General features: G+C 68.8%; 12 protein-coding genes and 1 pseudogene. 4 read left to right on the top strand and 9 right to left on the bottom strand.

Going from position 1 to position 12,349, the window contains the following annotated elements:
* The 4 genes from A5652_RS21745 to A5652_RS21760 form a co-directional block, all read left to right on the top strand.
* Positions 1-1,229 (top strand): glutamine synthetase family protein (locus tag A5652_RS21745; RefSeq protein ID WP_156745476.1); only part of this gene is annotated, 1,229 nt, incomplete at its 5' end.
* Positions 1,195-1,962 (top strand): gamma-glutamyl-gamma-aminobutyrate hydrolase family protein, encoded by a 768-nt coding sequence (locus tag A5652_RS21750; protein WP_232001308.1) that lies wholly within the window; start codon positions 1,195-1,197, stop codon positions 1,960-1,962. The genes A5652_RS21745 and A5652_RS21750, both read left to right, overlap by 35 nt.
* Before the next feature lies 1 nt (position 1,963).
* Complete coding sequence (locus A5652_RS21755; RefSeq protein WP_067356554.1) at positions 1,964-3,328, top strand: aldehyde dehydrogenase; 1,365 nt, start codon at positions 1,964-1,966, stop codon at positions 3,326-3,328.
* Positions 3,329-3,331: 3 nt separating this feature from the next.
* Positions 3,332-4,111: a 3-oxoacyl-ACP reductase gene (locus A5652_RS21760; protein ID WP_067356588.1), complete on the top strand. Its 780-nt coding sequence runs from the start codon at positions 3,332-3,334 to the stop codon at positions 4,109-4,111.
* On the opposite strand, the gene A5652_RS21765 is transcribed toward A5652_RS21760, so the two are convergent.
* From A5652_RS21765 to A5652_RS21810, 9 genes and pseudogenes are all read right to left on the bottom strand, one after another.
* On the bottom strand, positions 4,108-5,064 hold the full coding sequence (locus A5652_RS21765; protein ID WP_067356557.1) for a PPE family protein: 957 nt from the start codon (positions 5,062-5,064) through the stop codon (positions 4,108-4,110). The two genes, A5652_RS21760 and A5652_RS21765, sit on opposite strands and share 4 nt — an antisense overlap.
* Before the next feature lie 705 nt (positions 5,065-5,769).
* The gene (locus A5652_RS21775; RefSeq protein WP_067356564.1) at positions 5,770-6,891 is read right to left on the bottom strand and encodes an alkaline phosphatase family protein; all 1,122 of its coding nucleotides are present in this window, start codon (positions 6,889-6,891) and stop codon (positions 5,770-5,772) included.
* Between the two features lie 21 nt (positions 6,892-6,912).
* On the bottom strand, positions 6,913-7,659 hold the full coding sequence (locus tag A5652_RS21780) for a DUF6390 family protein (protein WP_255361856.1): 747 nt from the start codon (positions 7,657-7,659) through the stop codon (positions 6,913-6,915).
* Positions 7,656-8,786, bottom strand: a complete 1,131-nt coding sequence (gene hypD / locus A5652_RS21785; protein ID WP_067356571.1) for a hydrogenase formation protein HypD — start codon at positions 8,784-8,786, stop codon at positions 7,656-7,658. The genes A5652_RS21780 and hypD overlap by 4 nt, the downstream gene beginning before the upstream one ends.
* 12 nt (positions 8,787-8,798) lie before the next feature.
* Entirely contained in the window at positions 8,799-9,071 is a 273-nt protein-coding gene (locus A5652_RS21790; RefSeq protein WP_067356591.1) for a HypC/HybG/HupF family hydrogenase formation chaperone, read from the bottom strand.
* 22 nt (positions 9,072-9,093) lie between these two features.
* Positions 9,094-10,206: a hydrogenase expression/formation protein HypE gene (hypE, locus tag A5652_RS21795; protein ID WP_067356574.1), complete on the bottom strand. Its 1,113-nt coding sequence runs from the start codon at positions 10,204-10,206 to the stop codon at positions 9,094-9,096.
* Positions 10,206-10,880 (bottom strand): SIS domain-containing protein, encoded by a 675-nt coding sequence (locus tag A5652_RS21800; RefSeq protein WP_067356578.1) that lies wholly within the window; start codon positions 10,878-10,880, stop codon positions 10,206-10,208. The genes hypE and A5652_RS21800 overlap by 1 nt, the downstream gene beginning before the upstream one ends.
* Positions 10,877-11,614, bottom strand: a complete 738-nt coding sequence (locus A5652_RS21805; protein ID WP_067356581.1) for a HypC/HybG/HupF family hydrogenase formation chaperone — start codon at positions 11,612-11,614, stop codon at positions 10,877-10,879. The genes A5652_RS21800 and A5652_RS21805 overlap by 4 nt, the downstream gene beginning before the upstream one ends.
* Positions 11,611-12,349, bottom strand: a pseudogene (locus A5652_RS21810) (carbamoyltransferase HypF); the annotation flags it as partial. The gene A5652_RS21805 and the pseudogene A5652_RS21810, both read right to left, overlap by 4 nt.

Genomic DNA, 12,349 nt, shown 5'->3' on the forward strand with positions numbered 1-12,349 from the left:
GCGACGTGGCCACCCACGGCGCCGAGTGCTGCGGCTATCTGCTCGCTGTCGACGTCGACATGAACACCGTCGGCGGCTACGCGATCTCGAGCTGGGACACCGGTTACGGCGACACGGTCATGAGGCCCGACCTGTCCACCCTGCGGCGTGTCCCGTGGCTGCCCGGTACGGCGTTGGTGATCGCCGACGTGGGCTGGGCCGACGGCAGCCCCGTCACCGTGTCGCCGCGTGCGATCCTGCGCCGTCAGCTCGACCGGCTGGCCGAACGCGGCCAGGCCGCCGACGTCGCGACCGAGCTGGAATTCATCGTGTTCGACGAGCCCTATCGTCAGGCGTGGGCCAACGGGTACCGCGGGCTGACCCCGGCCAGCGATTACAACATCGACTACGCGATCTCGGCCTCGTCGCGCATGGAGCCATTGCTGCGCGACATCCGGCAGGGAATGATCGGCGCCGGCCTGCAATTCGAAGCCGTCAAGGGCGAATGCAATAAGGGGCAGCAGGAAATCGGTTTCCGGTACGCCACCGCGCTGGTCACCTGTGACAACCACGTCATCTACAAGAACGGCGCCAAGGAGATCGCCGACCAGCACGGCAAAAGCCTGACGTTCATGGCGAAATACGATGAACGAGAGGGAAACAGTTGCCATGTTCACCTCTCGCTGCGTGACTCGCAGGGCGGCGCGGTGTTCGCCGATCCCAGCCGACCGCACGGCATGTCATCGGCGTTCTGCAGCTTTCTGGCCGGTCTCCTGGCCACCCTGGGTGACCTCACGCTGTTCTACGCGCCGAACATCAACTCCTACAAGCGATTCGCGGACGGTAGTTTCGCGCCCACCGCGCTGGCGTGGGGACTGGACAATCGCACCTGCGCGCTGCGGGTGGTCGGTCACGGGCCCAATACCCGGGTCGAGTGCCGAGTTCCCGGGGGCGACGTCAACCCGTATCTGGCCGTGGCGGCGATGATCGCCGGCGGGCTGTACGGTATCGAACGGGACCTGGAGCTACCGGATGCGTGCGCCGGAAACGCCTACCGAACCCCCGGCATCGAGCGGCTGCCCGGCACGCTGGCCGAGGCGGCCTCGGCGTTCGAACGTTCGACGTTCGCTCGCGATGTGTTCGGCGACGACGTCGTCGCCCACTACCTGAACAACGCCCGGGTGGAGTTGGCGGCGTTCAACGCGGCGGTCACCGATTGGGAGAGGATGCGTGGGTTTGAACGTCTCTAAGTCCGAACCGCCGCGCCCAGTGGTCGGACTGACGACTTATCTGGAGCAGGTGCAGACCGGCATCTGGGATATCCGCGCCGGATTCCTGCCCGCCGATTACTTCGAAGGCGTCATCCTCGCCGGCGGGATCGCGGTGTTGCTGCCGCCGCAGCCGGTGGACACCGAGATTGTCGACGCCGTGCTGGACGGGCTGCATGCGTTGGTGATCACCGGGGGATATGACCTGGACCCCGCCAGCTACGGCCAGCGACCGCACCCGACCACCGATCAGCCCCGCACCGAACGCGACGCGTGGGAGTTCGCGTTGTTGCACGGCGCGCTGCGGCGGGGCCTGCCGGTGCTGGGAATCTGTCGCGGCGCACAGGTGCTCAACGTCGCGCTGGGCGGCACCCTGCACCAGCACCTGCCCGACGTGCTCGGACACAGCGGGCATCGGGCGGGCAATGGGGTGTTCGCCAGGCTGCCGGTGCGCACCGTGGCGGGCACCCGGTTGGCCGCGCTGATCGGGGAATCCGCCGATGCGCCGAGCTATCACCATCAGGCCGTCGACAGGGTGGGGGACGGCCTGGTGGTCAGCGCGCGGGACGCCGACGGCGTAGTCGAGGGGCTGGAGCTGCCCGGTGACCGATTTGTGCTTGCGGTGCAATGGCATCCGGAACAGTCGCTGGAAGACGCGCGGTTGTTCGCCGCGATCGTCGACGCCGCCAGGTCGTACGCGGGACGCGTGAGCTGAGGTGACCGCCGCGCAGCTGATCAACCCGGCAACCGAGGAGGTGCTGCGCTCGGTCGAGCACGCCGACGCCGCCGCGGTCGACGACGCAGTCGGGCGGGCGCGGGCCGCCCAGCGGCGGTGGGCCCGGGTGGCCCCGGCCGAGCGGGCCGCCGGCTTAAGGGCCTTCGCCGCCGCCGTCGACACCCATCTCGGCGACCTGGCCGCACTCGAAGTCGCCAACTCGGGGCACCCCGTCGCGGCGGCCGAATGGGAAGCCGGTCACGTCCGCGACGTGCTGAACTTCTACGCGGCAAGCCCGGAGCGCTTGGCTGGCAAGCAAATTCCCGTGGCGGGCGGCCTGGATATCACGTTCAACGAACCGATGGGGGTGGTCGGCGTCATCACCCCGTGGAACTTTCCGATGCCCATCGCATCATGGGGTTTCGCACCCGCCCTGGCCGCGGGCAACGCCGTGCTGATCAAACCCGCCGAAGCCACGCCGCTGACCACGATCCGGCTCGGTGAGCTGGCGGCGCAGGCCGGACTCGACGCGGACCTGCTGCAGGTGCTGCCGGGGCGCGGCGCGGTGGTCGGGGAGCGGTTCGTCACCCATCCAGACATCCGCAAGATCGTGTTCACCGGGTCCACCGACGTCGGCAAGATGGTGATGGCCGGTGCGGCCGCCCAGGTGAAGAGGGTGACCCTGGAATTGGGCGGCAAGAGCGCCAACATCGTTTTCGCCGACTGCGACCTCGAGCGCGCCGCAGCGACCGCACCGGCCGGGGTGTTCGACAACGCGGGACAGGACTGCTGCGCTCGCAGCCGAATCCTGGTGCAGCGCAGCGTCTATGACCGGTTCATGGAGCTGCTCGAGCCCGCCGTCACCAGGGTGGTCGTCGGCGACCCGGCATCGCGTGACACCGAGATGGGGCCGCTGGTGTCGGCCGCCCACCGCGACAAGGTGGCGTCGTATGTGCCCGACGACGCCCCCGTTGCCTTCCGTGGCACCGCACCGGTCGGCCGCGGATTCTGGTTCCCGCCAACCGTTCTGACGCCGCAGCGCACCGACCGATGCGTCACCGACGAAATCTTCGGCCCGGTCGTCACGGTGCTGCCCTTCGATGACGAGCACGACGCCATCACCCTGGCCAACGACACCAGCTACGGACTGTCCGGATCGATCTGGACCGACGACCTGTCCCGCGCGCTGCGCGTCTCCCGGGCGATCGAAGCCGGGAATCTATCGGTGAATTCGCACTCGTCCGTTCGGTACAACACGCCGTTCGGCGGGTTCAAGCAGTCGGGGCTGGGGCGCGAGCTGGGCCCGGATGCGCCGCTGCACTTCACCGAGACCAAGAACGTGTTCATCGCGATCGAAGAGGAGTAGGTGGTGGCGGTCGATCTCACCCAACGATTGGCGGACCGCGTGGCCGTCATCACCGGCGCGGGCGGCGGCATCGGGCTGGCCGCGGCACGACGGATGCATGCCGAGGGCGCCACAATCGTGGTCGGTGACATCGACGGCGACGCGGGCGGCGCTGCCGCCGACGAACTGTCCGGATTGTTCGTGCCCACCGATGTTTCCGACGAGGTCGCCGTCGACGCGCTGTTCGATGCCGCGGCACGGGCCCACGGGCGCATCGACGTCGCGTTCAACAACGCCGGCATCTCACCGCCCGACGACGACCTCATCGAGAACACCGAACTGCCGGCGTGGCAGCGCGTCCAAGATGTCAACCTGAAGTCGGTGTACCTGTGCTGTCGGGCGGCGTTGCGGCACATGGTTCCCGCGGGGAAAGGCTCGATCATCAACACGGCGTCGTTCGTGGCCGTGCTGGGGTCGGCGACCTCGCAGATCTCTTACACCGCCTCCAAGGGCGGCGTGCTCGCGATGTCGCGCGAGCTGGGTGTGCAGTTCGCCCGGCAGGGCATCCGGGTGAACGCGCTGTGCCCCGGGCCGGTGAACACCCCGTTGCTGCAGGAGCTGTTCGCCAAGGACCCGGAGCGGGCCGCTCGCCGGCTGGTGCACGTCCCGGTCGGACGCTTCGCCGATCCCGACGAAATCGCCTCGGCGGTGGCGTTTTTGGCGAGCGACGACGCGTCGTTCATCACCGCTTCGACGTTCATGGTCGACGGTGGGATCAGTGCGGCCTATGTCACCCCGCTTTAACCGCCGTATTTGTCGGCCGCTCGGGAGCCGGGCGGGTCGGTGGCCGCGACCAGGTGGATGGGCTCGCCGACCCGGTCCCAGCGCACCCGCTCCATCGCGGGCGCGGCGGCCGTCCAGGTGCGCGGCACCGACAGCCCGCCGAGCGGCGTCGCGCGACCCACGCCCGCGCTGACGCCGTTGGTGGCGGCCGGCTTGGGGAACAGCGAGTGCAGCGCCGCCGTTTTGTTCATCGAATTGAGGTGGCCGATCGCGAAGTCCGACGGCGCGGTCATCGAATTCAGTTTTGACAGGGTCGGGGTGATCGTGGACAGCGACGCTTCGAACGTTGTCAGCGGCGAGGACGACAGGCGTCGTAGCGCCTCGGGTATCACCGACATCACTTCGCAGCCGGCCGAGATGACGTCCGGCGCCGACACGAGGGCCCAATCTCCTTTCGTCACAGCGACATTGCCGGGGGGAGCGGGGAAGGGAGCCATCGTCGCGGCACCGGCCGCGGACTCGGCATAGGCGCGGATGGCGTCGGCGTCCTGGGCCCACATCGCGTCATACTCGGCATCGACGTTCGCGATCACCGCGCTCTGCTGGCCCAGACAATTCGTCGACACCAGCGACATTCGCCGGGTGCGGTTGCCGGCGATCGCCGGGGGCGGCACCGTCGCCGCGAAGGCCGACTGATGCGCGCGGGCCGCGGCCTTGAGCTGGGTGGCCGCGTGCTCGCTTCGGGCTGCGACGGCGTCGAGCCAGTCCGCGTAGCGTGTCGCGGCTTCGGTGAGCGCCGGGCGCTCGCCGCCCGCTTCCAGCTGTGCGGTCACCGCCCGGTAGCCGGCCGCCGCGGTGAAAAGCCGCGCTGCCAACGTTTCCCACGCCGCCGCGGCCCGCGTCATCGATCCCGCGCCGGGACCGGAATACATCAGCCCGGAGTTGGTCTCCGGAGGTAGCGTCGCAAAATCCATTACGGCCTCCGCCTGCCCGTGGCGGTGTCGGTGGTGCCCGAAAACATGAGGGTCTTCTTTCACGAGATAGACACGAGGGTTACAAGTCGCGGGGCGCTTACGTGCCGCCGAAACTGCATCGGCAGGACACGCCCGGCCCGGGCAACGATCAGCGGCGGGCGACGCAGAGCTCGGTCAAGGTGTCTCGGTCAAAGGCACTAGCCGCGGGCGCGCGGGATCGGGCCCCGCCGGGAGCAAACCCTATCGGGGTGAAGGACAATGGCACCGGCGTCAGCACCGATTGCGCTGACAAGCGGTTCCAGGTCAGGGGCCGTTCTTTCGTCATCCACGCGCGGCGGAACGGCTCCTTCTTGGTCTTGTTCGCCGGCGCCGTAGGCTGCGAGACGGCCAGGGCGGGCCGGCTGAGGGCGGCGTGCCGGCCGGGCATCTGTGCGGCATGCGCATCGACGGCTGGCGCCGACCAAGCCGCAGGCTCCGGCGGTGCCGCCGTCGCGAAACTCTGTCGCAGCGCCGATCCCGTGGCCAGTGCGATGAACGCCCCTAAGGCTGCGGCAATCGCGATGACACGCTGCCATCGCCGAGTTTCGCCAACAGCCGGGAAAACCACAGTGGGGCCGAATCTACCGCGCAAAGATCAATGAACGGTTCAAGCGAGCTGTGAACTTGATCCGAGTCCGTTGGGCGTTGGCGCGGCCATCGACAGCACTACGGCGGGAAGACGATGAGCGGAATCGCCATCTCCGCCGCCGTGTCTCCACCGTGAAAGCCGACCAAGCGAGACATTTCCGGAGGCTCATGCGCGCTGGCCAGCACCGCGGCGTCGCCGGAACAGACGACGACCACGTCGCCGAGCCGCTCGGCGTGTCGCGCGGTGACCGGCCCGAACATCCCGGTGGCGACGGCCTGTTCGCGGCTGTAGACGGTGGCGCGGCCGTCCAGCAGCTCGGCCCAAACGGCCTGCACGTCGCCGGCGTGGCCCGGCTCGGTGTGCAGATACCGGACCCGCGCCTCGCCGGCCACCACCCGGATCCCGTCGGCCAGCCTGGGGTCGGTGTCGAGGTCGATCCGGGACTCGGGTGGGACGTTGATGCCCCCGTGATCGGCGGTCACCAGCACCGCTGTGTTCGCGGGCAGCGCGTCGAGCAGGCGGGACAGGAGCGCATCAACGTTCGCCGCCGCGGTGTGCCACTGGTCAGAGCCGATACCGAAGATATGGGCGGCGGTGTCGAGGTCCGCGGTGTAGCCGTACACCAGCCCGGGCGCCGCACGCAGCTCGTCGGCCAGCAGCCGCGCGTAGTCGTCGGTGGGGTTGGCCGGATGGAATTCGGCGCCGCGGTACGCGGACTCGGTCAGGCCGCTGCCGATGAAAATCGCCGGCAGCACCGCGCGGGCGCTCACGCCGGCGTTCTTGAGCCGTTCGAACCAGGTCTGCACCGGCTGCCACAGGGTGGGGGGCGGGTCGTCACGCCACCGGACGTGGGTGAGCACTCGATCGGTGCCGGGCACCCTGAGCGTGAAACCCAGGATGCCGTGCTCACCGGGCAGCGCACCGGTGCACAACGACACCAGACTGGTCGGCGTGGTCGAGGGGAATGTGCAGTCCAGCTGGGTCAGCCGCCCGGCGCCGCCGCCCAGCACGGACGCCAGCAGCGGCGCGCTGCCGGCCAGCTGCGGCAGCAGATGCCAGCCCAGCCCGTCCACCAGCATGACCAGGACCCGGTCTACCCGGGGGCCAACCCAGTCCGCCACCGCCAGCTTGTCGACGGCACCCTCGACTTCGAGCAGCGCGGCCGCGGCGGGCAGCACGTCGCACAGAGAACCGGGCACCGGGCCAGTCTGGCGGCGAAATCAGACGCGCGCCAGTCGCCGGTCGGTCACCAGCAGCTGCCGATCGGTGCTGTCCCTCAGCGCGCGAACCTGCGCCGGCGACAGCCGCCCGCACAACCGGCCCCAGTGCATCGCCACCACATCACCGGCGGCCACGTCGGGCACCGCGCTGTACTCGTCGGCCCACACCTCGAGCACGCGCGTCGACGGCGCCGACAGGGTGAGGGCCCGACCATCCCACGCCAGCCTTCGGCACAACACCTCGACACGGTCACCGTCGCGGGAAAGCACTGTGCCGGAGGTGATCCGGCAGTTGTCGAGCACGTTCAGCGGCTGCTCGACATTGATCTGGCGGCCTCCGCCGCCTAAGAACCGCGTCCACGGATACACGCCGAACACGTGGAAGCAGTGGTTGCCGGCGGCCTCATACGCCAGATCCGTGGTGAGGTGTGACCAGTAGTGGCCCGCCTGCGGGCCGATGATCGCGAGCAGCGCGTCGAAGAACGCCTGGGGGTCCAGGTCGGCGGCGACGCCGCCGCCGAGCCAATACGCCTCGACCAGACGATAATCCAGCGGGTCGGCGATGCCGGTCAGCTTTGACAGCACCCGCAGATACGGCCACGCCCCGGAGAACCTCGTCGCCGCCCTGCGCACCTCATCGACCGAACCGTCGCGCAGGGTGGCTCCCAACGGCGGACCGCAATAGCCGAGTGCGTTGGGCGCATAGGCGTAGCGGGCGAACATCTCTGCGCCCTTGTCAGGGGTCAAGTGCGCCCCACCAGCTTGGCGGCGTCGCGGTGCATGCGGCCGAAGTTGTAGTACGCCGCGCAGGCCCCCTCCGGAGACACCATGCACGTCCCGATCGGGGTCTCCGGTGTGCATGCCGTGCCGAAAACCTTGCACTCCCAAGGCTTGAGTACGCCCTTGAGCACCTCACCGCACTGGCATGCCTTCGGGTCGGCGACCCGCACGCCGGGCATCGCGAACCGCAACTCGGCATCGAACTCGGCGAAATCGTCGTGCAGCCGCAGCGCGCTTTGCGAGATGAAGCCGAGTCCGCGCCATTCGAAGTGCGGGCGCAGCGCGAACACCTTGCCCATCAGCGCCAGGGCGGCTGGGTTGCCGTGCTCGGGGACCACGCGCTTGTACTGGTTCTCCACTTCGCAGCGACCCTCGCGGATCTGACGCAGCAGCATCGCGACCGAGGCCAGGATGTCCAGCGGCTCGAACCCGGCCACCACCAGAGGCTTTCGATATACCTCGGGGACGAACCGGTACGGCCGGTTGCCCACCACGGTGGACACGTGCCCGGGTCCGATGAACCCCGACAGCCGCAGGTCCGGCGACTCCAGGATGGCCTTGATCGGTGGCACGATCGTGACGTGGTTGCAGAAGACGCTGAAATTGGGCAGCCCCAGCTCGCGCGCCCGCACGAGCGTCACCGCGGTCGACGGTGCGGTGGTCTCGAAACCGATGGCGAAGAACACCACTTGCTTGTCGGGATGGTCGACCGCGATCTTCAACGCATCCAGCGGCGAGTAGACGAATCGCACGTCGGCCCCGCGGGCCTTGGCATCCAGCAGGCTGCCGTGCGAGCCGGGCACTCGCATCATGTCCCCGAAACAGGTGAAGATCACGTCGGGCTGGCCGGCCAGCCACATCGCGTCGTCGATGCGTCCCATCGGGATCACGCAGACCGGGCAGCCCGGGCCGTGCACCAGTTCGACGTTATCGGGCAGCAGGTGTTCGATGCCGTGCCGGTAGATGGTGTGCGTGTGCCCGCCGCACACCTCCATGAACTTGTAGTCCTCACCGCTCGACCCGGCCAGGTGCTCGATGGCCGTCAGCAGCTTGCGCGCCGCGGCCGGGTCGCGGAATTCGTCAACGAATTTCATTGCCGCTCCTCGTCAAACGATGGCCGACGAATCGAAGGCCTGCATTTCGGTCGTGTAGGTGTCGCCGAGTTTCTTGATGGCGGCCAGGGTCAGCAACGCCTCGGTCTCGTCGATCTTGGCCATCGCGAACCCGACGTGCACCAGCACCCAGTCGTCCGGGCCGGGCATGTCGTTCTCCAGCAGCCGGACACTGATCGTCCGCTGCACGCCACTGACGTCGACCTTGGCCAAACAGTTGGCGGGATCGGTGATTTCCACGATCCGGCCCGGAATTCCCAGACACATCTTCATGCTCCTTTCCGCCACGTCAACAGATTCGCGGCAATGGATCCCCGACGAGCATGTCGACGATCCGGGTGCCGCCGAACCCGGTGCGCAGCACCACGCTTTCGGCCGGTTCGGTGACGATTTCCCCGACCTCGGCCGCACCGGCGCCCAGCGGATGCGACCGCAACGCGTCCAGCCCGGCCTCGGCCTCCTGCGGCGCGACGACGGCGACGAATTTGCCCTCGTTGGCGACGTAGAGCGGGTCGATGCCGAGCAATTCGCAGGCGCCGTTGACCGTGGGCGCCACCGGAAGTCGCTCCTCCTCGAGCAGCACCCCGAGGCCGCAGGCCTGGGCCAACTCGTTGCACACCGTTCCCACGCCGCCCCGCGTCGCGTCACGCATCCATCGGGTGGACGGGGCGGCCGCCATCAAGGACTCCACCAACGGGCTGACCGACGCGGTATCGGAGGCGATGTCGGCCTCGATGGCCAGATCGCCCCGTGCGAGCATCACCGCCATGCCGTGATCGCCCATCGATCCCGACAGCAGCACCTTGTCCCCGGCGCGCACCGACTGTGCCGACAGCGTGCGGCCCGCCGGGATGACGCCGGTTCCGGCGGTGGTGATGAACAGCCCGTCGGCCGCACCCTTGGGCACCACCTTGGTGTCCCCGGTGACGACCTGCACACCGGCCGCGGCCGCCGCGGCGGCCATGTCGGCGACGATCTCCCTCAATTCCGCGACGGGGAAGCCCTCTTCGAGCACGAACGCCGCCGAGATCCAGGACGGCACGGCACCGGCCACCGCCAGGTCGTTGCAGGTGCCGTTGACGGCCAGCTCACCGATGGATCCGCCGGGAAACCGGCGGGGCTGCACCACAAACGAATCCGTCGACATCGCCACCCGCTCGCCGCTGGGCAGGGCTAAAACGGCGCCGTCGCCCAGCGATTCGAGCAATGGATTGCGAAACGCCTCCACGAACACCGCGTCCACCAACGCAGCCGACGCCTTGCCGCCCGCCCCGTGCGCCAGAGTGACATGGTCGTCGAGGAGTCGGGGGCGACGCCGGCGGAACGACTCGATCCGCTCGATCACGTCGCCTTCGCCGAACCGCGGTCCCGACGACAGGTAGTCACCCGCGCGCTTGTTCATCATGCCGCCCCCAAACCTTGATCGCCGCCGAGACATTCGTGAACCGCCAGCCACAACTGATAACCCAGCAGTGCCTGCGATTCCTGAATCCGGTGCACGCTTTGCGACCGAACGACGAAGCAGGCGTCCACGTTCGGGTTGTCCACGAAGGCGCCGCCGTCGTAGCCGGCGAACCCGATGGTGTACAGGCCGCGTTTGCGCGCCTCGGCCAGCGCGGTCAGCAGGTTCGGCGAATTGCCGCTGGTCGACATCGCGATCGCGATGTCACCATCCCTCGCGCGGGCGATCAGCTGCCGCGCGAACACCAGCTCGAAACCGACGTCGTTTCCCAGTGCCGTCAGGATCGCCTGATCGGCGGTCAACGACCACGCCGGAAGCGGCTTGCCGAGCGGTGGCCGCGCGAACAATCGCGCCAGCGTGGTGCAGTCGGTGCAACTGCCGCCGTTGCCGAAGGTGAACATCCTTCCGCCAGCGGCGAATCGACGCGCCAACTCGGCGGCGGCCGCCGCCAGCGGGCCGTCGTTGGCTTCCAGCGTGGAGCGTCGCAGCGCCACGCTTTCGGACGCCTTGGCCTGTGCGGACGCGGCCAGGTCGGCGAGCAGTGCGGAGGCGTCGTCCTCTTCGGCGTCGATGAACGGATACAGGAAGTTGGTGGGTTCGTCGGTGGGGCTCATGAAACACCTTCTTGCTCTTCGTCATCGGCCACGCGGCTGATCGCCGTGCCGGCGTGCACCAGCACCAGATCGCCGGGCGTGACGGGGTCGACCAGTGTGGTGACGACATCCTCGATTCCCCGCGCGGTGCGTACCCTGGCCTGACCGTCGACCGCAGCGCTCACCACCTCACCCGGCCGACCTTCGTCGCTGCACGTGACACAAACCCCGTTGTCGTCCTCACCCTTGGGCTTGAGCAACCCGGAATGCTCGAAACATACGTGGGTCAGCTCCCACAACAGGTGGTAGAACAGCACGAAGCCACCGGTGGCGGGCACGCGCGGGTCGGGATCATCCAGCCACAGCACGTGATCGGCCGCGGCCGGCGCGGGTGGCGTGCCGCTGCCGATCCAGATAGTCGTGGCGCCCCAGGCCGGCCCCCGTCGCATCACCGAGCGCACGTCCGCATTGTCCGCACCGGAGATCGCTACCACGATGTCGCCGGGCCGAACCGACACCCGCACCAGGTCCACCAGATTGGGTCCGGTCAGCGCGACGGCCGGCAGGGCCCGCTTGCCCATGATGACCGGATGGACGAATTCGACCGCAATGTGCAGCGCGTGGGGCTCCCACGATGGCGCGATGGACCACATCGTGGCGCCCGCGGCAAATCGCCTGGCCAGCGTCAGAGCGGTGGCGGCGAGGTCTTCGGCCAGTTCGGCGCTCAGCCCGCGATCGATGGCAGTGGTGATCATCGCGTCGACGCCTCCTCCTTCGCGATCAGCACCGCGACCGCGGCCTGGCCCAGGGCCAGCCCCCCGTCGTTCGGCGGCACGGTGTGATGGGTGAGAACCTCAAACCCATTCTGCCGCAGCAGCGAACGGCACGCGCCCAGCAACAGGACGTTCTGGAACACCCCGCCGGTGAGACCCACCAGCGTGGCGCCGCCCGCCAACTGGGTGACGACCCCGGCGACAGCGACGGCGACGGCCTGGTGAAACGCCGCGGCGAGTGCCGACGGTGGCGCCCCGGCGTGCAGCGCCGCAACCATGGCCTGCACCATCGGGGCCGGATCGATCACCCCGTCGGGGCGCACCGCCAACGGCAACGCAGGCTGCTTGTCCGTTTGACCGGCCACCTGCGCCAGCGCCTCGAGCTCGATCGCGGCTTGCCCCTCGTAGTCGATGCGGTGCCGCACCCCGAGCAGGGAAGCTACCGCGTCGAACAGGCGGCCCATGCTCGAACACGGCACGCAACCCGCCCCGGTCTCCAATTGCGAACGCGTGAGCCGCAGCTCGTCGGCGGTCGCTGCGGAGACCGGTGCCAGGTCGGGGGTCCAGTCGATGCCGGCCATCCACAACTGGGACAGCGCCATCCGCCACGGGTTACGCACCGCCGCGTCGCCACCGGGCAGCGGCACCGCCGCCAGATGTCCGGCCCGAACGAAACGGTGGCTTCGGGTGTCGAGGGTGAGAATTTCACCGCCCCAA

The sequence above is a fragment of the Mycobacterium sp. 1165178.9 genome (assembly GCF_001673555.1).
Lineage (GTDB): Bacteria > Actinomycetota > Actinomycetes > Mycobacteriales > Mycobacteriaceae > Mycobacterium.